The sequence below is a fragment of the Streptomyces albus subsp. albus genome (assembly GCF_000725885.1).
GTDB classification, from domain to species: domain Bacteria; phylum Actinomycetota; class Actinomycetes; order Streptomycetales; family Streptomycetaceae; genus Streptomyces; species Streptomyces albus.
On the sequence record NZ_JODR01000010.1, the window covers coordinates 194,760 to 214,431 of the forward strand.

Genomic DNA, 19,672 nt, shown 5'->3' on the forward strand with positions numbered 1-19,672 from the left:
GGAGCGAACATGCGTATTCGTACCGCTGTCGCAGCCGGCGCCCTCGGCGCCATGGCCCTGTTCGCCGGGACGGCAGGCACCGCAACGGCCACAGAACGGGGTGGTGACCCCCACCCCCAGCACATCCACAACGACCCGGACGTGGTGGATGCCACGCTCTGCGGCAACCAGATCATCGCAGTGCTGGCCAACGCCACAGGCGTCTGCAAGAACAACAACTGATCCGGACATCCGGCTCGTCGGCCGTCGGACCCCGCCGCCCGTTGCCAGCGGGCGGCGGGGTTCCGTCGGTCCGGAGCGGCACCAGCCGGCGGCCGGGCCGCCGGGACGGCCGTACCGGCGGGGCGACCGCCGTGCCGGGCGGGACCCCCGCTGCCACACTGGCCGCATGGAGAACTTCTACCGTGGCCCGGCGATCCTGCTGACCGGCGCCGCCGAGGTCCCCGTCGACGCGGCGCTCTACACGGAGACGACCGGCCCCGGGACCGCGTGGTCCGGCACCATCAGACCGGAGGGCAGTCAGCCGCTGTGGGTCGAACTGGAGGGTGACTCCGCACGGCTGCGGCTCGCCGACGGCCGCGTCGGCCGTATCACCATCCTGGGCAGCGGCTTCGGCACGGTGCAGGTCAACGGCGAAGGGCCCCTCCCGGCCAACCCCGCCTGAACCGACCGGCCTTGCCGGTGCCCTGCGGCACGACCATGGTCGAGGAGGGACGTCACCTCCCAGGTGGAAATCCACGCCCGGCGTACTCCCCTGGGGGTACGGAAAGACGCTCCCGCCAGGTGACGACAGACGTCCGCCGATGCGGAATCGTGAGGGCATGAACACGATGCCCGACCCGGACCCGGCGGCCCGGACATGAGTGCGCTCACCGCGGCGGTGCTGTTGTCGCTGGTCTCCGCCGTCAGCTACGCCCTTGCCGCGATCGTGCAGGAACGGCTCGCCGCCACGACGGCGCCCAGCCGGTGGGGACTGCTGCGCTCCGGCACCTGGTGGACGGCCGCCGTGCTGCAAGGCGTCGGCGCGCTGCTGCACGTGGTGGCGCTGGGGCTGGGGCCGCTGACGGTCGTCCAGCCGCTCGGCGTGCTCACCCTCGTGCTGGCCGCGCCGATGGCGGCCCTGCTGGTCCGCCGTCCGGTGACCCCGGCGGCATGGCGCGGCATCGTCCTGGTGTCGGCGGGGCTGGCCGGCATCCTCCTGCTCACCGGTGACGCGGGCGCCGGCACCCTGAGCGGCGACGGCCAACTCGTCCTCGCCGCAGCCGTCCTGGGCTCCCTGGCGCTGCTGGTGGGCACGGCGGCCGTGGCCCGGCGCACCGGGCACGGCAGTCCGGGCCGGCGGGCCCTGGCGCTGCGGAGCGTGTCGCTGGCGCTGGCCGCCGGTGTGGCCTACGGCGCCGGCTCGGTCTTCATGAAGACGCTCGCCGGCAGCTGGATGTCGTCCCCGCTGACGGCCACGGTGCCGCTGACGGCGCTCACGGTGCTGCTGGCCGCGGCCGGCCTCGCCACCTCGCAGGCCTCCTACCGGGACGGCGGACTGGCGACACCGCTGGCCACGGCCACCGTGGCCAATCCGGTGGTCGCGGCCCTGGCCGGTATCGCCCTGCTGGGCGAGGGTTTCCGGTACGGCACGACGGGTGGGGTGCTGGCGCTCCTGGCGAGCACGGTGGCCACCTGGGGACTGGTCGTGCTGACGTTCGACGGTGTACGGCAGAAGGCGGCCGACACCTCGCCCGCCACCCGCTCCCGGGCCCACGGCCGGCGCGGCGTCTCCGAGCCGGAAGAGGCGGGCGCCGCCGTACCCGAGCAGGGCCGCGGAAAGCGGACACCGAGCCCGCGGGCCCCGGAGCCGTCCGAGCGGCCCGGCCCCAAGACCACGGAGAACACGGAACCGCCCCGGCGCACGGGCGGGTACGGGGAGCCGGGCCGCCCGCCGGGCCCGGAGTTCGCGATACGGCGGGCGCCGGAGGCGGAGGCCCGGCCCTCCGTGCCGCCGCTGCCTCGCTGCGGGAGCGTCCCGGTGGGAAGCCGTCCGGTGCCCACCCCCTGACCCCCCGTCCGGACTCGACCGCTGACCTGACTCCCCATCGGGACTCGGCCGCTGCCCTCTCCTGCGACCCCGGCGAGGAACACGGCACGCGCGGCGCGAAGCACGCGACTCGGCACGCGCGGCCGGTCACAGCACGAGCGGCCGGGCACAGCACGCGCGGCCCGGCACGACCGTCGGACACCGGCAGCGTCTCCCCGGGCGGCAATGCGGCGCACTCCGCCGGGACCGCCCTGCCCGGGTGCGGCGCGCGCGGCGCACTCCGCCGGACCCCGTGCGGCGCACGCGGCGGATGGCGGAACGTGCCGTGCCCGTCCCGTATGCCCCCTCGCCCCCTCGCGCGCCCTGCTTCACACTGGTGGGCGGAGTTCCGGATGAAGGAGGCAGGGCATGCGCCCGTTGCCGGATTCCCGCTGGGCACGCTGGGTGCTGCCCGTGCCGGCGGGTGCCGTGCCCGTGCTGGCGTTTCCGGCACCGTCCCTGTGGTGGCTGGCGTATGTCGCGCTGGTGCCGTGGCTGCTGCTGTTGCGCGCGGCCCCCACTCCGCGGGCCGCCGCGCTGAGCGGCTGGCTGGGCGGTACGGGCTTCATGCTGGCGATGCACCACTGGCTGATGCCGAACCTGCATGTGTTCATCGTCGTGCTCGCCGCACTGCTGGGGCTGTTGTGGCTGCCGTGGGGCTGGCTCGTCCACCGGCTGCTGGCGGGGACGCCGGGTGCCGGGCGGCTGTGGGCGGCCGTGCTGCTGGTGCCCTCGTGCTGGCTGCTGGCGGAGCTGGTCAGATCGTGGGAGTACCTGGGCGGGCCGTGGGGGCTGCTGGGGGCGAGCCAGTGGCAGGTGGCGCCAGCGTTGCGGCTGGCGTCGGTGGGCGGGGTGTGGCTGCTGAGCTTCCTGGTGGTGGCGGTGAACACCGCGCTGGCCGCGCTGCTGACCACGCCCCACGCCCGCAGGGGCGCCCTGGTGGCGCTGCTGGGCGCCGCCGTCCTCACGGGTGCGGTGTGGACGTGGGCGCCCCGTCCGCAGCCGGACGGCAGCGCACGGATCGCGGTGGTGCAGATCGGGGAGACCGGCTCGCGCAAGGAACGGTTCGAGCGCGGCGAGGAGCTGACCCGCCGTCTGGCCGGCCGCGAACCGGACCTGATCGTGTGGGGAGAGAGCAGCGTCGGCTACGACCTGCGCAGCCATCCGTCGCTGGAGCGCCGGCTCACCGCGCTGTCGCGGCTGACGGGCGCGCCGCTGCTGGTGAACGTGGACTCCCGGCGCAGCGACCGGCCCGGCATCTTCAAGAGTTCGGTGCTCGTGGACGACAACGGGGTGACCGGGCAGCGGTACGACAAGATGCGGCTGGTGCCGTTCGGCGAGTACATCCCCGCCCGGTCACTGCTGGGCTGGGCCACCTCGGTCGGACGGGCCGCCGGTGAGGACCGGCAGCGCGGGCAGCGGCCGGTGGTGATGCGGGCCGACGGGCTGCGGTTCGGCCCCCTGATCTGCTTCGAGACGGCGTTCCCCGACATGAGCAGGCACCTCACCGACATGGGCGCGCGGGTGCTGGTGGCCCAGTCGTCGACCTCCACCTTCCAGCACAGTTGGGCGCCTCAGCAGCACGCCTCGCTGGCGGCGCTGCGGGCGGCCGAGACGGGGCGTCCCATGGTGCACGCGACGCTGACGGGGGTCAGCGCCTCGTTCGGGCCCGAGGGGGAGCGCGCGGGGCAACCGCTGGGCACGGACGCCAGTGCGGTACGGCTGACGAAGGTGCCGCTGGCGACGGGGACGACGCTGTACGTGTGGTTCGGGGACTGGCCGCTGCTCGCGGCGGTGGCCGCGCTGGTGGTCTACGCGGCGCTGGAGGGGTCGCGGACGGTGCGCGGCCGACGGCACGCCGAGCGGGTGAGTACGGTCAGCGTGTCCGTTCCCGTACATCGGTGACGATCCGTTCGCACAGCTCGTGGGTGCGCAACGCGTCCTGCGCCGAGAGGGTCCGGCCGTCGCGTACGGCGTCCAGAAAGGCCAGGACGCACTGTTCGATGCCGCGCTGACGGGCGACGGGCACCCAGTCGCCGCGGCGGCGGACACTGGGCTGCCCCTTGTGGTCCACGACCTCGGCCAGGTCCCGCACCTCGCGTTTGGTGTCCTGCCCGGAGACCTCCAGCCGCTCCTCGGCCGACCCGGACAGCCGGTTCATGATCCCGATCGCGGTGAAGCCGTCACCGGCGAGGTGGAGCACCAGGTGGTGCAGCAGCCCGTCGGCCACGCGGGCGGTGACGTCGATGTGGTCCGGCTGCCCGGGAGCCAGGAAGCGGAGGGTGTCGACGACGTGGATGAAGTCGTCCAGGACCATCCGGCGCGGTTCCTCGGGAAGGCCGACCCGGTTCTTCTGGAGGACGATCAGATCTCTCGGGTGCTCCAGGCACTGGGCGTAGCCGGGGGCGTGGCGCCGGTTGAAGCCGACGGCGAGGCTGGTGCCGTGGCGCTCGGCGCGTTCCACCAGGTCCCGCGAGGCGGCCAGGTCGTAGGCGAGCGGCTTGTCGACGTAGGTGGGTATGCGGGCGTCCAGCAGTCTGCGCACCAGTTCGGGGTGGGCGTCGGTGGCGGCGTGCACGAACGCGGCGTCGGGCCGGGCAGCCAGCAGTCCGTCGAGACCGGTGTGCCGGTGGGCGGCCGGCACCCGGTGGGCGGCGCCGACGGCCTCCAGAGTCGCGGGGTTCCGGGTCACGAGGTGCGGCTCCAGGCCGGGCTGGGCCATCAGGACCGGCAGATACGCCTTCTTGGCGATGTCACCGAGTCCGATCACACCGATTCTCATCCGGCCCTCCCTCGTCGCCGCAACGTCGACCGCGCGTGCGCAGCATACGTGCGCCGCACCGGGCATCGGGCGGCGCTCCCCCTCCGGTACGCGCCCGGTCGCCGGCGACGGACGTGCGGTGTCCGCTCGTGGCAGGGGATGCGGGAGGGCGCCGGTGAGCGGTGGCTGGGCAGCGCCGGGACGTACGGACGGCTGCCTGGGGGTTGGCCCCTCGCCGCGCTCGGCGGCAGGATGACCGGATGGTTTCGGAAAACGGACAAGCAAACGCCGGACCCCCTATGACCGCCAGCGGCCTCCCGATGCCCGGTGGGACGGGCGGTGAGAGGGAGTTGCTGAAGCAGTGGCTCGACCTCCACCGCGCCACCCTGGCGGCCAAGTGCGAGGGGCTGAGCGACGAGCAGCTGCGCCGCACCTCGGCGCCGCCCTCCGGTCTGACGCTGCTCGGCCTGGTGCGCCACCTGGCGAATGTGGAGCGCCATTGGTTCCGGCGGATGTGGAGGGACGAGGACTCGGCGCCCCTCTACTGCACCGAGACCGACCGCGCGCTCGGCTTCGTGGTCACCGAGGCCGACACCGGTGCGGAGGCGCTGGCGGTCTGGCGCCGCGAGGTGGACCGGGCGCGGAAGGCGGCGGCGGAACGGGCGTTGGACGAGGTGGCGGTCCACCCGCGGCGCACCGACTGGCAGACCTCGCTGCGCTGGATGTATCTGCACATGATCGGGGAGTACGCACGGCACAACGGCCACGCCGACCTGCTGCGGGAGCGCATCGACGGGGCCACCGGATTCTGACCCCCAAGGGGTCAGCCCCGGGCCGCCGCGATCACTCCTGCGGGGACTTCACAGCGCGACCGGGACTGGGAAGAGTTGCCGGGGTGTCACGGATGACGAAAGCCATGGCAGTCGCCGGGGTGGCGCTCTCGGCCGCGACGGGATGCATGACCGTCTCAGGAGACCCGGGGTCACCCGGTCGCGGGCCCTCGTCCCACCACTCCCCCGCCTCCGAGCACGGCGAGGCACCACGCCGCGAGGGGCGGTCCCCGGCCAGGGACTCCCTCCCGCCCGGCGGTGCGGGAAAGGACGCCGACCGGCGCGGCGACGCCGGCGCGGGGAACGGGAACGCTCCGCACACCCGGAAGGAGGCGCCCGCTCCGGACGGTCCGGCCGCGCGCCCGGGTGCGGGTACGGCGCCGCGGCAGGCGCCGCTCCCCCGGACACGGCGTCAGCCGCCGCACGGCACGCAGCCCGGCCAGCCGGGCGGACGCCACGGCCCCGAGGACGGTGGCGGCGCGCGCGAGCGCCATGGGCGCGGGCTGGGTCCGGGGACCGATCCCCGCCTGTGTGAGCTGGGCCGGGCGTGGGGCCGATGGGACGCCGACAGCGCGGAGGCCAGGCTCTGCCGCTCCGCCTACGGCAGATGACCGGCGCCGCCGTCGCCGTCGAGGGGTCCGCCCGGGGCGGCGGCGCCGTCGGAGAGCTGCTTCTCCAGCCGTTCGACGGCCGCGCGGACGCCCTGCCCGTAGGCGTCTGCGGCGAGCGCTGCCAGCTTCTCCCTGGCCCGTGCCAGCGCGCTGCGGGCCGCGTCCTCGTTCCCGAGCCGGGCGTGACCGGCGGCGACGTTCAGGTGCAGTGACGGGTAGAGGGAGCGGACGGCGAGCTGGTGCTCACCGCCTTGCCGGTGACCGTCGTGCAGGGCGTCGGCCGCGGCGAGGGCCCGCAGGTCCCATGCGAGCTCGTCGGCCGGGTCGTCCTGGGTGTCGGCCATGTAGTGCGCGATGGTGCACCGGTGGAAGAGGTCGGCGTCCGGGTCCGTCTCCTGCCACAGGGCGGCGAAGCGGTTTCTGGCCTCCTCCCGGTCGCCGCCGCGGTGCAGCATGATGGCCTGGCCGATTCTGACCATCGTCGCGTCCTCCGCGCCGTGGGGCGCGTCCTGCTGGGGCTCCGCCACGAGGGCTCCTCCCGTTCGCCGTGTCTCCGTCGCCGCTCCGGCCGCGCCGCCACGTTCGGCCGTGCCGCCGGGGGTTTCATCAGGTTTTGTCCAATGACGACGCTAGCGGCAGGCACCGACAATGGCGGTCACCCCGGGAGGAGCCCGGCGCGGCTCAGCCCAGATCGGGGATGCGCCAGTCGATCGGGGTGTGGCCCTGCGCGGCGACGGCTTCGTTGATCTGGGTGAAGGGGCGGGAGCCGAAGAACCGCTTGGCCGACAGCGGCGAGGGGTGCGCACCCTGCACCACCGCGTGCCGCTCGGTGTCGATGAGCGGCAGCTTCTTCTTCGCGTAGTTGCCCCACAGCACGAACACCGCCGGGTCCGGGCGGTCGGCCACGGCGCGGATGACCGCGTCGGTGAACTTCTCCCAGCCCTTCCCCTTGTGCGAGTTGGCCTCGCCTTCACGCACCGTCAGCACCGCGTTGAGCAGCAGCACCCCCTGGCGGGCCCACGGCATCAGATAGCCGTTGTCGGGGACCGGGTGGCCCAGCTCCTCGCGCATCTCCTTGTAGATGTTCCGCAGCGACGGCGGCGTCCGCACCCCGGGGCGGACCGAGAAGCACAGGCCGTGCCCCTGCCCCGGACCGTGGTAGGGGTCCTGCCCCAGGATGAGCACCTTCACCTGGTCGTACGGCGTGGCGTCGAGGGCGGCGAACACCTCCTCGCGGGGCGGGTAGACCGGCCCGCGCTCCCGCTCCTGCTCGACGAACTCCGCCAGCTCCTTGAAGTAGGGCTTCTCGGTCTCCTCGCCGAGGACGCCCTGCCAGGACTGGGGCAGCATCTCTTTCACGCGCTGTACCTCCGCTGCGGTGGTGCTCGTTGGGGGCTGTGCCCGATTACCGCACCGAAGGTACCGCCCGCCACTGACAGCCCAGGACGGGCGTTCGCACCGCTACCAGCTGGACTTCTTGTACAGCTCCCACATCCGCATGATGACCGAGGAGTCCACGGCCCATTCGATGCCCGCCACGTCCTTCTCGGAGGCGATGTAGACCTTGCCCTGCCACAGCGGCAGCAGCCGCGCGTCCCTGGCCATCCGCCGCTGGGCCTCCCCCAGGGACTGTCCGGCGGCGCCCCTGTCGCTCTGTTTGCGGGAGGTTGGCAGCAGCCGCCCGGTCAGCTCGCGGTCCCGGTAGGGGGTGCCCATGGCGTTGTGGTCACCGACGAACGGCGCGATGTAGTTGTCCGCGTCGGGGAAGTCCGCCGACCAGCCGCGGCCGAAGACCGGGTAGGCGCCCTTGAGGTAGCCCTTCTGGAACGACGCCCACGAGCGCGACCGGAGAGTGATCTCGAAGAGCCCGGAGCGCTCCAGCTGCGCTTTCAGCTCGGCGAACTCCCGCTGTGTGGTGTCCCCGTACCGGTCCCGCGCGTACCACAGGGTGAGGGGGACGGGGGTGGTGATGCCCGCCTGCTGCAACATGGCGCGGGCCTTGTCCTCGCTGGGCTGCCCGTAGCGGTCCAGGAAGGCGTTGGTGTGTCCGGTCACGCCGGTCGGGACCATCGAGTAGAGCGGGTCGGCCGTCCTGTCGTGGACGTCGCGCACCAGTTCCTTGCGGTCCACGAGCTGGGCGACGGCGCGGCGTACGGCGGGCTTCGCGGCCTGCGCGTCCTTCGGGTTGAAGACCAGGAAGTGGACTTCGGACCCGGTCATCTCGCTCAGCTGGACGGCGTCGTCCCCGGCGCTGCCGGCGTCCTGGAAGGCACTGATCTGCCGCGGGGTCAGCCCGCGGTAGGTGAGGTCGATGCGGCCGGCCTTCAGATCGTCGACCATGCGGCGGGAGCTGGTGTAGTACCGGATGGTCACCGAGTCGTTGCGCAGCTCGGCCGGCCCCTTGTAGTCGGGGTTCTTGACCAGGAGGGCCTCTTTCCCCGGCCGGTAGCTGCGCAGGGTGTAGGGACCCGAGCCGGTGGCGGTGTCGTCCGGGTGCAGGGTGGCGCCCGGGTATTCCTGCGGGTCCACGAGGGAGGCGGCGGGGGTGGACAGCACGAACGGGAACGTCGCGTCGGGCTTCTTCAGCCGGAAGACGACGGTGCGCTTCCCCCGCGTCCTGACCTCGTCGAGGTTGTCCAGCAGGGCCGCCGGTCCGGAGGGGGACTTGATGGAGGTCGTGCGGTCGAAGGAGTGTTTGACCGCGTCGGCGTCCAGCGGTCTGCCGCTGGAGAACTTCAGCCCCTCGCGCAGTACGCAGCGGTAGACACGGCTGGCCGCGTCGCTGAACCGGCAGCTGCGGGCGGCGTCCGGCTCCGGTGAGGTGCCGGTGTTGGGGACGGCCATGAGGGTCTGGTAGATGTTCCGGTACAGCTCCCACGAGCCGTCCCAGGCCGCCGCCGGATCGAGGGAACTGGGCGCGCTGGTGGTGCCGACCACGATGCGGTGCTTCTCCTGTGAGCCGCTGCCGGGCAGTGCGCCGCACCCGGCGACGAGTGCGAGCGGGAGGATGGTCGCCGCGGCTCTCCGCAGCCCGTTCCGGTCGAACACGTGCGCGCTCCTCAGTCGGCGGTGCCAGTACTGGTGGTGCGGTGCTCAGGACTGCGCCCACGCCGGGGCGCGCCCACAGTGGGGGAAGGCGCACCGACATTACCCCAGTCACAGCCGTATCGGAGCCCCAACGACCGTCCGGGTGGCGGGGATTGAGGTCCGGCAGCCGGACAGTGGCCGCCCGCGTCCCCCGGACAGTGGCCGCCCACCGTCCCGTCGGTACCCGTCCGGCGGGGGAACGCCTGCGCGCCGGGACCGCGGCAAAAACCCGTGTCCCGGCGCGCTGCCCTTCTCGGGGCGGCTGCTCGGTCGCCCGCGCTGCCGCTCGGCCGCCCGCGCTGCTGTTTCGACGTCCGTGCTGCTGCTCGGAGGTGCGCTTTGCTGCTCTAGACGCCCGCGTTGAGGAAGAGACCGCCGTCCAGGGTCAGTGTCTGGCCGGTGACCCACGCGGACTCGTCGGACGTGAGGAACGCCGCGGCCCCCGCGATGTCCTCCGGCGCCCCGAGCCGCCCCATCGGGTAGCGGGCCACGACCTCCGCCTCGCGCCCCTCGTACAGCGCGGCGGCGAACTTCGTCTTCACCACCGCGGGGGCCAGCGCGTTGACCCGCACCATGGGCGCGAACTCGTGCGCGAGCTGAAGGGTCAGATTGATCATCGCCGCCTTGCTCATGCCGTAGGCGCCGATGAACGGGGAGGCCGTCACCCCCGCGAAGGACGCGATGTTGACGATGGTGCCGCCGTGCTCGCGCTGCCAGGCCGCCCAGGTCCGCTGCGCGAAGCCGAGCGCCGAGAGCACATTCGTCTCGAACACCTTGCGCGCCACATCCGCGTCCAGCTCGGCCATCGGCCCGAAGACCGGGTTGGTGCCGGCGTTGTTGACCAGGTGGTCGAGACGGCCGTACGTCTCCATCACCCGCTCCACGGCGACGGCCTGGTGGTCGGGGTCGTGCGCCTTGCCCGCGACGCCCATCGCGCGGTCGGGGCCGAGCCGTTCGACCGCGTCCTTGAGGGCGTCCTCGTTGCGCCCGGTGATGCACACCCGGTCACCGCGCGCCACCAGCGCCTCGGCGATCCCGTAGCCGATGCCGCGGCTGGCGCCGGTGACCAGCGCCACCTTGCCGGTACCGGACTGCCGGCCGTCCGCTGCTCGCTCAGCCATTGACGTTCTCTCCTCGCACTCGTCCGCTCGCCGTCCGCCCTCAGTCCAGCGGTCCGCCGGCGACGTACAGCACCTGGCCGGAGACGTAACCGGCCTTCTCGTCGGTGAAGAACGCGACGGCGTTGGCGATGTCCGCCGGCTCACCCACCCGCTGGACCGGGATCTGGGTGGCCGCCGCCGCCTTGAAGTCCTCGAAGTTCATGCCGACGCGCTCGGCGGTGGCGGCCGTCATGTCGGTGGCGATGAAGCCGGGGGCCACCGCGTTGGCCGTGATCCCGAACTTGCCCAGCTCCTTGGCGAGGGTCTTGGTGAAGCCCTGCATACCGGCCTTGGCCGCCGAGTAGTTGACCTGGCCGCGGTTGCCCAGCGCCGAGGAGGAGGAGAGGTTGACGATGCGGCCGAAGCCGGCGTCCACCATGTACTTCTGGCAGGCCCGGGACATCAGGAAGGCACCGCGCAGGTGCACGTTCATGACCGTGTCCCAGTCCTCGTCGCTCATCTTGAACAGCAGGTTGTCCCGCAGTACGCCGGCGTTGTTCACCAGCACCAAAGGCGCCCCCAGCTCCTGGGCGACGCGGGTGACAGCGGCCTCGACCTGCGCGGAGTCGGACACGTCACAGCCGACGGCGAGAGCCTTGCCGCCCTGTTCGGTGATCTGCGCCACGGTGCCCGCACAGGCGGCCTCGTCGAGGTCCAGGACGGCGACGACAAAACCCTCGGTCGCCAGGCGGACGGCGGTGGCGGCGCCGATCCCCCGGGCCGCGCCCGTGACGATGGCGACTCGCTGCTCGGTGCTGGACATGCTGGTCTCTCCTCGGCCTCGACTGGATGAGCTGGACGAACGGGGTGAGCAACCGCTTAGTACCCACGGCAGACGTGACGCTATGAGGCGGGCAACGCCGTGTCAACGGGGGCCGGCGCGGCCGGCGCCACACCGCACCCCGGCGCGACACCACCACCGCCCGGCGCCCTCATGCGGGCACGCGCCGGCGCGCGGAGTCCCGGGTCAGCGCACCAGCAGATCCAGCAGCCGTTCGCTCTCGGCCTCCGGGTCCGCCGTCAGCCCGGTGTGCACCGGTCCCGGCTGCACGACGGTGCTCCGCGGTGCCACCAGCCACCGGAACCGCCGCCCGGCGTCGTCCCCGGCGGCCTGTCCGGCCCTGACTCCCCCGTCGCAGACGTTCTCGACGGCGCGCAGCGCCGCCCGCACTCCCCTGACGTCCGCGCACGGATCGAGGGCATAAAGCCGGTCCTCGTCCAGATGGGTGCGTGCCGCGAGGAATGAGCGGGCGCGGCAGTAGACGAGCACGCCCGCGTTGATCAGCTCACCGCGTTCGACGTGCGGCACGACGCGCAGCAGCGCGTATTCGAACACGTCGAGGTCGCCGCGCGCTCCGGTCGTGGTGTTGGTGCGCGTCACTTGGCATCGCCACCCTTCCCGGTGAGCCACCCCGGCGCCTGCGAGGGCCGGTCCTTGCTCGGCTCCCCGACCGTGATCCGCTCATGGATCGTACGGGCCCGGGCCGCCAGCACCCCGGTGTACGCGGCACGTACCGCGTCCGGGTCGGCGAAGCCCGCCTCGTCCGCCAGCCACTCGTCGGGGATCTCGGCGGCGCACTCGGCCAGCAGCCCCTCGGTGACCCGCGGCGCCAGTTCGGCCGCCGCCTCCTCGATCCGCGGGCCGAAGGGGGCCAGCGCGTGGTCGGAGGCGTCGTACGGGCGCTCGGCGGCGGCCTCGGCCCCGGCCCAGTTGTGGTGGAAGATCAGCGTGGCCCCGTGGTCGATCAGCCACAGGTCACCGTGCCACACCAGCATGTTCGGGTTGCGCCAGGACCGGTCCACGTTGCCGACCAGCGCGTCGAACCACACCACGCGGCCCGCCTCGGCGGCGTCCACCTCGTAGGCGAGGGCGTCGAAGCCGAGCGAGCCGGGCAGGAAGTCCATACCGAGGTTCAGCCCGCCGCTGGCCTTGAGCAGCTGCTGGACCTCCTCGTCCGGCTCGGAGCGGCCGATCACCGGGTCCAGCCAGATCCGCACCAGGTCGGGAACCCGCAGCCCGAGCCGCCGGGCGAGCCCCGCGCACAGCACCTCGGCCACGAGCGTCTTGCGCCCCTGACCGGCTCCGGTGAACTTCATGACGTAGGTGCCCAGGTCGTCGGCCTCGACCAGACCGGGGAGCGAACCGCCCTCGCGCAATGGCGTGACGTAGCGCGTGGCTGTGACTTCGGGGAGCATATTGCCAGGTTATACGCCCGTGCGCCCTTGGGATCGACGGCGAGTTGCCGAGCCCCTCCGGCCCGACAAGCCGTCCCGAGCCCCTGGTGAGAACCGGGGGAGTTTCAGCTCCGGCGGCGCTCCCGCTCCCCCAGCCGTCGAAGAGCGCGTCGACGGCGTTCCGTCGCCGGTCTCCGGCCTCCGGCGTGAAGTGCGCGTAGTGGTCCGGCGTGATGGCCGGTGACGAGCGACCCGGCCGTCGCGCGAGCGTGACCACGGACTCCCCCGCCTCCAGCGTGATCGACTGTCTGCTTCGATCACTGCCGCTTGGCCGCCGACGACTTCTCTGTCGAGTTGGGCAGGGTGGACTGCTTGGCTTGAGGGCACGGGGAGAACGAGACGCCGCCGCGGTTCAGCCCATGCGGTGGTTGCGCGGACCACAGGCAACCACGGCCGCCTCGGCGGCTGAGACGAACCGTGGGACGATCTCGGGGCCCGAGCCGGGGGGCCTACGCTCGACGCCAACCGGAAGTGAGAGGTAGTCCGGCCAGAAGTCCCGGTGGACCGGCAGCGGTTCGCCCGTCGCCGGCGGATCGGCGCCATATCCCGTGTCAGTACCCCCTCCCGTGATCAGTACCCCTCGATACCGTCACCGGCCATTGACACGGTCCGATCCTTGACCGGTGAGAGGGCGCAGCCCGGTCACAGGACAGGCCCCGGGCTTCCGAGCATGCCCCCGAAGCGCGTTCCCCACGGTCTCGGGGCATCGACCGACTCGCCGGTGGCTGAACCTGTCCCAGGTGGGCACCGCGCTCGGCACGGCGGTCGAGGCCCTGCTGCAGTCGTCGCCGCCGAGGCGGCCATCATCAACCGGGACGTAGTGAGGACGGACTCGTCCATGACGCGCTTGCGCGCCGGTCTCGCCCAGCACCGCCCGGACCTGTCGCACGCCGTACGGTGCGGCGCATTCGCCGATCGAAGGGAGGCTCGGGAAATTTACATCGTTTGACATAGCTATATGTATAGAGCCATACTCCTCGCATGCCCGATACCAGTGCGTCCGCCCAGGACATCGACCGCGTAGCCGTCGGGCTCGCGGCATGCCTGCCCGCACTGGCCCGCGCCTTGGAGCGGCGGATCGGCTCGGAGTTTCCGCACCCGAAACCGCCGGAGGCGCAGCTCGCGCTCCTGCGTCACGTCGAGGCCCATGACGGCGTCACTGTCCGCAGGGCGGCGGAAGCTCTGCTGATGAAGCCCAACAACGTCAGCGCCCTGGTCACGCAGCTGACCGAGCAGGGCCTGCTGGAGCGTCGGCAGGACCCGGAGGACAAGCGCATCGCGCATCTGCACCTCACCGCAGCCTCGCGGCAGCAGCTGACGGAGGTCCAGCGCCTCATGGTCGACCAGATCGCCCGGGTGCTGCACACCATGACCGACGGCGAGCTCGGCGCCCTCGGCTCGGCGCTGTCCTCCCTGCAGGAGCTGAACGCGCGCCTCCACCCGGTCATCGGCTGACCGCGCGTACGGCTTCCGTCCGTACGCGGCGCCGGCGGCACCCCACTCCGCCTTCTTCCGCCCTTTTCCCTCCCGGCTGTGTCCGGCCGCACCCGCGCCGGACACAGCCGTCCCTGCGCGGACGCGCACAGGCGTCCGCCGCTGTCCGCCCCTTCATCTCCTCCTGCCTGAACGAGGAATCACACCCGTATGTCTTCCGAAGTCCTGAACTCCCCGGCTCCGCCCGATCACTCGGCGCGGACGGCCGAACCGCACGGCCGACGCGCAAACCCGTGGCTGACCCTCGTCGCCGTCGCCTTCGGCCTGTTCATGGTCGGTCTGGACGGCTCGGTCGTCTCGATCGCCAACCCGGAGATCGGCCGGGACCTGAACGCCTCCACCGCCGACCTGCAGTGGGTCACCAACTCCTACCTGCTCGCCCTCGCCGCCGCCCTCATCCTGGGCGGCAAGCTCGGTGACCGGTTCGGCCGCCGCACCTTCTACCTGATCGGCGTGGCCGGCTTCACCCTCGCCTCCGTGGCCATCGGCTTGGCCGGGTCCATCGAGGGCGTCATCGCCTTCCGCGCCTTCCAGGGCTTCTTCGGGGCGCTTCTGATGCCCAACACCCTCGGCATGCTGCGCGCCGTCTTTCCGCCCAGGAAGTTCGGCATGGCCGTGGGCATCTGGGCCATGGTCTCGTCGGTGTCGACCGCGCTCGGACCGATCGTGGGCGGTCTGCTCGTCGAGCACGTCAACTGGGAGTCGGTCTTCTACATCAACGCGCCCATCGGCATCATCGCGCTCCTCTTCAGCATGTGGGTTCTGCCGCAGAGCAAGAACACCGCGGCGGCGCAGGAGAGGTTCGACATCCCCGGCGTCGTCCTGCTCGCGCTCGGCCTGCTCGCCGTCGTCTTCGGTGTCGTCAAGGGCGAGACGTGGGGCTGGACCTCGGGCGGCACCCTGGGCTCCATCGGCGCGGGTGTCGTGATCCTGCTGCTCTTCGGCTGGTACGAGACCCGCGTGGCGCACCCGCTGCTGCCCATGCGGCTCTTCCGCAATCCGGCGCTGACCATCGGCACCGTCATCACCGCCCTCAACTTCTTCATCCTGCTGGGCGTGATCTTCTTCGTGATGCTGTACCTGCAGAACGTGCGGGGCTTCACCCCGGTCGAGGCCGGCGTACGCACCCTGCCGCTCAGTCTCGCCTCCGTGATCGCCTCCCCGCTGGGCGCGGCGCTCACCGAGAGGTTCGGCCCCCGCCTGACGATGCCGCTCGGCATGGCCCTCCAGGCCGCCGCCTGCTTCACGATGCTCGGCTGGAGCGCACACTCCTCGTACGCCGTGATGTGGCCCCCGTTCATCGCGCTCGGCCTCGGGGTCGGCATGGTGATGGCGTCCTCGTCCGATGCCATCGTCGGCAACGCGCCGGTGAAGGACGGCGGTGTCGCGGGTGGCCTGCAGGCCACCTCCCTGCAGGTCGGCGGCGCGCTCGGCACGTCCGTCCTGGTCTCCCTGATCAGTAGCCTGGTCGGCTCGACCCTGAACGGGGAACTGGTCTCCTCCGGTGTGCCCGCTCCAGCGGCCGACGGAGTGTCCGAGGCGAAGGACGCGGTGGCCATGGGTGTCGCCCCGGTCTCCGACGACATGCCCGCTTCTCTCAAGACGGCGGTCGTCGAGGGCAGCCACCAGGCGTTCATGAACGGCGTCCACAGCGCCGTCCTGGTGTCCGGAGTCCTGTGCGTGCTGGGCGCCCTGCTCGCTGTCGCGGGCGTACGGCGCACCCCCGAGCCGGTCCGTCACTGAAGGCACGACGGCAGCCGCCCGGCCGAGGCGAGCGGGCACCCTGCGAGGACATCTGCTTGCCCGGCACCGCCTCGGCCGAGCAGCCACTTCCGCGCTAGTTCTTCTGCAGGGTGCGGGTGACCCCCGCGATGACGGCTGTCGTCAGCACCCAGCCGAAGGCGATCAGCAGGTAGGCAAGCCATTGGAGGCTGCCGTCCGACCAGTACCAGGAGGTGCGCTGCCCCAGGCCGCCGATGGGGATCAACAGGTCGAGTGTGTAGACGAGGGGCTGGAACGGGGCGGCTTCCCCGGGTTTGACCGGAGTGGGGACGTGCGTGCCGAAGGAGAGTGTGCCCAGCAGGGTCAGGGCGAGGAGCCAGACGCCGGCCAGCCAGGGGCGGTACCCGTAACCGACGGTCATATCGAGCAGGTGTCCCCAGACGCGCGCGAGCACGGACAGCGTGCGGCGTCGGTGGCGCTGTTTCGCCAGGAGTACCCGGCGGGCGTCGTCGTCATGGCCGACCGACCGGTACCAGCTCGCCAACTGCTCGTACGGCTGCGGGCTGTAGCCCGGGCTGCGCCGGATCCACGCCAGGCGGTCGGCCACGGACCGCACCTGCCCCGCGGCATCACGCGGCTCGCCCGACTCGGCCACCTTGACGGAGCCGTAGACGAAGCCGTCCAGCTCCACCACCTCGGGCCAGCTGCGCTCGCTCTCGTGGAGGTAGGACACCTGCGCGGCTCGCAGATCCACCGAGCCGGACGGCGGACGGGCGGGAAGGAAGTCGAAGTCGACCGCTCGCATCAGCGTGGCGGTCAGGGCCGGGCGCCGGCCTTCGGGCGGCCCGTTCAGCACAGCCCCTTGGAAGGACACATTGTCCGAGACCTGGGCACCGCGCAGGTGCACGGTGCCGTTCGCGGTGAACCCCCCGGTGAAAAGAAGCACTGACGCGACGGCATTGTCCAGCGCGAGGACCACACCGCGCGGGCCGGGGTGCTCCACAAGTGCGCCCTCCATGTGCAGTCCCCCCGGCAACTGTGCGCCCATGAGACGGATTTCGCCGTGCGCGACGAATCCGTCCTTGCAGTAGACGCCGCCCTCAGCGACCAGTCCGCCGGCGGAAACGGCCCACTCCCCGGGCGCGACGACCTCGGCGGCGTTGAGGGTCACGGCCCCGCTCACGTGGGCGTTGATGAGCGACAGCGCGGTGGTCCTGCGGTGGAAGGGCGAGGGAGAACCGCTCTCCAGGCGGGAACGCCGCAGGTCCAGACGGCCCTCCATACGGATCATCCCGGCTTCCACACCCGGCACCCGGCTCCCCACGATCGCGATGGACTGGGTCGATGCCCCGGAGAGGTCCACACCCTCCTCGAACCAGCAGTCCTCCAGCCAGAGTGCGTGGGCGACCTGTGCGCCGGCCAGGTTCAGATGGCCGGATATCCGCGCCCCGGCGAGCCGCAGAACAGCGACAGCGCCCGGCTGCGCGGTGTTCGCGCCGAGCAGGAGCGCCGCGATCACGGCGGCCCGGACCGTCCGACCGGTGCCCCACTGCGCGCCCTCGGCGACCCGGTCCTCCCCGGGTGATCCCGTACGCAGGTCCACCCGTCGCCCCTCGGGGAACGCGTCCCACAGCGCACGCTCAGGCGGGGTCAACTCGTCGTAGGAGAGCACTCGTACACAGTAGTGAGCCCGGCCGGGCCGTTCCCTGGCGGACGCAGGCGGGCTGCTCCCCCTGTCCGTCGGTCTTTCGCTGCCTTCTCGTCATGCTCCGGTGAACGTTCCGCCTGCCGAAGGCGGGGTCCGGTCAGGCGCCTCAGCGCCACGCGTGGCGGATCCTCAGCCGGCCCAGCCCCATGCTCCCGGAGATGCGGATCTCCGGGCCGCCGGGGCGGGACCGCCGACGGGGCTTGTAACGCAGGTCCTTCCACCCGGTCTGCACTCCCTCGACATCGACGGTCGCGTCGCGGGGCACCGTGATCCTGGCCCCGCCTGTGCCCAGTTGCAGTTCGATGTCGACAACCGGGTGCTCGATGACCGCCCGGGACAGGTCCAGGCGCACCCTTCCGTACGCGGACCCGACCTTGAGGACCCGGGGCACCCGCCATGCGCCTCGCCGCCGGATCCGCCCGCCGGCGGCGGCGATCGTGGAGGTGGTGTCCGGGCGCTCCGGCGGGAGGGACGCCAGAGCCGGCGCGAGCTCGTCGTGTGTCCTGGCGGTGAGCACTTGGTCGAGGCGGGCGTCCAGCTCCTCGTGCGGGAGGTGCCCTTCGCTGTACGCCTCACGCAGACGCCGCACGGCCGCATCGCGATCGTCTTCACTGAGCAGCGGCGACGAGTCTTCCGATGAAGTGGTCACCGTTTCACCCTACTGCCGTGCCGTCGGCCACGTGGCGAGGCGGAGCGGGAGCGGGAGCGCGGGCAGGAGGGACCACCCGTCCGGGCCGCGGGAGGTCCTCATTCCGTCCAGGCGGCCAGCAGCGCCGAGGTGTCGGTGACCGTCGCAACGAGCGCCAGGGTGTGCCGGACCATCTCGGCGGTGTAGGAGGCGGGGACGCCGGCGATGGCGTCGGCGGGCACCACCGCGGTGTAGCCGAGATTGACGGCGTCGAAGACGGCGTTCGGCACGGCCACGTTCGCCGAGACACCGGTGATCACGACTGTGCGGATCCCGAGGTTGCGCAGCAGCGGGTCGACGTCGGTGCCCGCGAGCGGGGAGAGGCCGTGCAGCCGGCGGACCACCAGGTCCGCATCGGTGACCGGCACCGGGTCGGCGACCTGGACGGCGGACGAGCCGCTCAGCTGCCGCACGGGCAGCTTCTCGGCCGCGCGGAACAGACGGGCGTTTCGGCCGGAGCCCCGCCCGTCGGGGCGGCGTTCGGCGATCGCGTGCACCACTTGCACGTCCGCCGCGTGTGCGGCGGCGACCAGCCGTGCGACGCGGTCCAGCGCGCCGGACTCGCGTACCTGCTCGGCGAGTTCGGGGAGCGCGCTGTCGGGGCCGACGACACCGCGCTGGCATTCGACGGTCAGCAGCGCGGTGGTGGCCGGATCGAGCTGGGCGGCGAGCCGGTCCGGGTCTCCCATGCGGTACTCCCCTCCTCGTCAGGGCGCCCGCAGGATAGGCGGCATTGCGCGAGACGGGAAGAGCCCTCATGCTTTGCTGACGCTCAGTCAGAATTGCGGCGGGAGCAGACGGGAGGCCGTGGGCATGGCCGTCACACAGCAGCGGCGGGGGCGCCGGATCATGATGACACCCGAGGAACGTGACGCTTTCCTGCGCACCCGGCGCACCTGCCGGGTCGCCACGGTGGGGCCCGACGGCGCCCCGCACGTGGGCGCCCTGTGGTACTGCTGGGACGGCACCGCGCTGTGGCTGTACTCGGTCACCCGCAGCCGTCGCTGGGCGCAGCTGCGGCGGGATCCGCGGATCGCGGTCGTGGTGGACGACGGGGTGGAGTACGGCGAACTGCGCGGAGTCGAACTGTCCGGACAGGTGGAGTTCGTCGGTGAGGCCCCGCGCACCGGCGAGCCGTGCCCCGAACTCGACGCTCCAGAGCGCGAGTTCGCCGCCAAGTACTTCGGGATGGAAGAGATGCCGCACGACGGCCGCCACGCCTGGCTGAGGCTGATGCCGGAGGCCGTGGTCTCATGGGACTTCCGCAAACTGGGCGGCGGCGGGCGGTGACACCGCCCGCTGTCCGGC

Annotated in this window: 19 protein-coding genes and 1 pseudogene; 8 read left to right on the forward strand and 12 right to left on the reverse strand. The window is 72.3% G+C overall.

Annotated elements, in window-relative coordinates; translation table 11 throughout:
• Positions 1-9 precede the first annotated feature (9 nt).
• Positions 10-222: a hypothetical protein gene (locus tag IO40_RS0113550; protein ID WP_016467503.1), complete on the forward strand. Its 213-nt coding sequence runs from the start codon at positions 10-12 to the stop codon at positions 220-222.
• A 166-nt stretch (positions 223-388) separates the two neighbouring features.
• Entirely contained in the window at positions 389-664 is a 276-nt protein-coding gene (locus tag IO40_RS0113555; protein ID WP_016467504.1) for a hypothetical protein, read from the forward strand.
• 116 nt (positions 665-780) lie between these two features.
• On the opposite strand, the pseudogene IO40_RS39800 reads toward IO40_RS0113555, so the two are convergent.
• Positions 781-861: pseudogene (locus IO40_RS39800) on the reverse strand (SWIM zinc finger family protein); the annotation flags it as partial.
• Here IO40_RS39800 and IO40_RS33530 point away from each other — a divergent pair.
• Together IO40_RS33530 and lnt are read left to right on the forward strand one after the other, a co-directional pair.
• Entirely contained in the window at positions 860-2,050 is a 1,191-nt protein-coding gene (locus IO40_RS33530; RefSeq protein ID WP_016467505.1) for a DMT family transporter, read from the forward strand. The pseudogene IO40_RS39800 and the gene IO40_RS33530 overlap by 2 nt on opposite strands.
• 387 nt (positions 2,051-2,437) lie before the next feature.
• A complete protein-coding gene (lnt, locus tag IO40_RS0113565; RefSeq protein ID WP_016467506.1) occupies positions 2,438-3,973 on the forward strand; it encodes an apolipoprotein N-acyltransferase in 1,536 nt (511 codons plus the stop codon).
• On the opposite strand, the gene IO40_RS37975 is transcribed toward lnt, so the two are convergent.
• Complete coding sequence (locus tag IO40_RS37975; protein WP_016467507.1) at positions 3,945-4,850, reverse strand: Gfo/Idh/MocA family protein; 906 nt, start codon at positions 4,848-4,850, stop codon at positions 3,945-3,947. The two genes, lnt and IO40_RS37975, sit on opposite strands and share 29 nt — an antisense overlap.
• Positions 4,851-5,128: 278 nt before the next feature.
• On the opposite strand from IO40_RS37975, the gene IO40_RS0113575 reads away from it, so the two are divergent.
• The gene (locus IO40_RS0113575; protein WP_031175471.1) at positions 5,129-5,641 is read left to right on the forward strand and encodes a DinB family protein; all 513 of its coding nucleotides are present in this window, start codon (positions 5,129-5,131) and stop codon (positions 5,639-5,641) included.
• Between the two features lie 616 nt (positions 5,642-6,257).
• Here IO40_RS0113575 and IO40_RS0113580 read toward each other — a convergent pair.
• The 7 genes from IO40_RS0113580 to IO40_RS0113610 all read right to left on the reverse strand — a co-directional run bounded on the left by IO40_RS0113580 (position 6,258) and on the right by IO40_RS0113610 (position 12,713).
• On the reverse strand, positions 6,258-6,797 hold the full coding sequence (locus IO40_RS0113580) for a hypothetical protein (RefSeq protein ID WP_016467509.1): 540 nt from the start codon (positions 6,795-6,797) through the stop codon (positions 6,258-6,260).
• Positions 6,798-6,951: 154 nt separating this feature from the next.
• On the reverse strand, positions 6,952-7,629 hold the full coding sequence (locus IO40_RS0113585; RefSeq protein WP_016467510.1) for a uracil-DNA glycosylase: 678 nt from the start codon (positions 7,627-7,629) through the stop codon (positions 6,952-6,954).
• 102 nt (positions 7,630-7,731) lie between these two features.
• Positions 7,732-9,318: an ABC transporter substrate-binding protein gene (locus tag IO40_RS0113590; protein WP_031175472.1), complete on the reverse strand. Its 1,587-nt coding sequence runs from the start codon at positions 9,316-9,318 to the stop codon at positions 7,732-7,734.
• 386 nt (positions 9,319-9,704) lie between these two features.
• Complete coding sequence (locus IO40_RS0113595; RefSeq protein ID WP_016467512.1) at positions 9,705-10,478, reverse strand: SDR family oxidoreductase; 774 nt, start codon at positions 10,476-10,478, stop codon at positions 9,705-9,707.
• 40 nt (positions 10,479-10,518) lie between these two features.
• The gene (gene fabG, locus IO40_RS0113600) at positions 10,519-11,280 is read right to left on the reverse strand and encodes a 3-oxoacyl-ACP reductase FabG (protein WP_016467513.1); all 762 of its coding nucleotides are present in this window, start codon (positions 11,278-11,280) and stop codon (positions 10,519-10,521) included.
• 204 nt (positions 11,281-11,484) lie between these two features.
• Positions 11,485-11,898 carry a DUF3037 domain-containing protein gene (locus tag IO40_RS0113605; protein WP_016467514.1) on the reverse strand — a complete coding sequence of 138 codons (414 nt, stop codon included), beginning with the start codon at positions 11,896-11,898 and terminating at the stop codon, positions 11,485-11,487.
• Positions 11,895-12,713: a HipA family kinase gene (locus IO40_RS0113610; RefSeq protein WP_016467515.1), complete on the reverse strand. Its 819-nt coding sequence runs from the start codon at positions 12,711-12,713 to the stop codon at positions 11,895-11,897. Before IO40_RS0113610 ends, IO40_RS0113605 begins: the two co-directional genes overlap by 4 nt.
• A gap of 1,020 nt (positions 12,714-13,733) precedes the next feature.
• Between IO40_RS0113610 and IO40_RS0113615 the strand changes: the two genes are divergently transcribed.
• Together IO40_RS0113615 and IO40_RS0113620 are read left to right on the forward strand one after the other, a co-directional pair.
• The gene (locus IO40_RS0113615) at positions 13,734-14,207 is read left to right on the forward strand and encodes a MarR family winged helix-turn-helix transcriptional regulator (protein WP_016467516.1); all 474 of its coding nucleotides are present in this window, start codon (positions 13,734-13,736) and stop codon (positions 14,205-14,207) included.
• A gap of 189 nt (positions 14,208-14,396) precedes the next feature.
• Positions 14,397-15,989 (forward strand): MFS transporter, encoded by a 1,593-nt coding sequence (locus IO40_RS0113620; RefSeq protein ID WP_016467517.1) that lies wholly within the window; start codon positions 14,397-14,399, stop codon positions 15,987-15,989.
• A gap of 94 nt (positions 15,990-16,083) precedes the next feature.
• Here IO40_RS0113620 and IO40_RS0113625 read toward each other — a convergent pair whose 3' ends face one another.
• From IO40_RS0113625 to IO40_RS0113635, 3 genes are all read right to left on the reverse strand, one after another.
• The gene (locus IO40_RS0113625) at positions 16,084-17,640 is read right to left on the reverse strand and encodes a hypothetical protein (RefSeq protein WP_016467518.1); all 1,557 of its coding nucleotides are present in this window, start codon (positions 17,638-17,640) and stop codon (positions 16,084-16,086) included.
• A gap of 142 nt (positions 17,641-17,782) precedes the next feature.
• Positions 17,783-18,325 (reverse strand): DUF1707 SHOCT-like domain-containing protein, encoded by a 543-nt coding sequence (locus IO40_RS0113630; RefSeq protein ID WP_016467519.1) that lies wholly within the window; start codon positions 18,323-18,325, stop codon positions 17,783-17,785.
• 98 nt (positions 18,326-18,423) lie between these two features.
• On the reverse strand, positions 18,424-19,053 hold the full coding sequence (locus IO40_RS0113635; RefSeq protein ID WP_016467520.1) for a cysteine hydrolase family protein: 630 nt from the start codon (positions 19,051-19,053) through the stop codon (positions 18,424-18,426).
• 124 nt (positions 19,054-19,177) lie between these two features.
• Between IO40_RS0113635 and IO40_RS0113640 the strand changes: the two genes are divergently transcribed.
• Entirely contained in the window at positions 19,178-19,654 is a 477-nt protein-coding gene (locus tag IO40_RS0113640; protein WP_031175473.1) for a pyridoxamine 5'-phosphate oxidase family protein, read from the forward strand.
• The last annotated feature ends 18 nt before the right edge of the window (positions 19,655-19,672 follow it).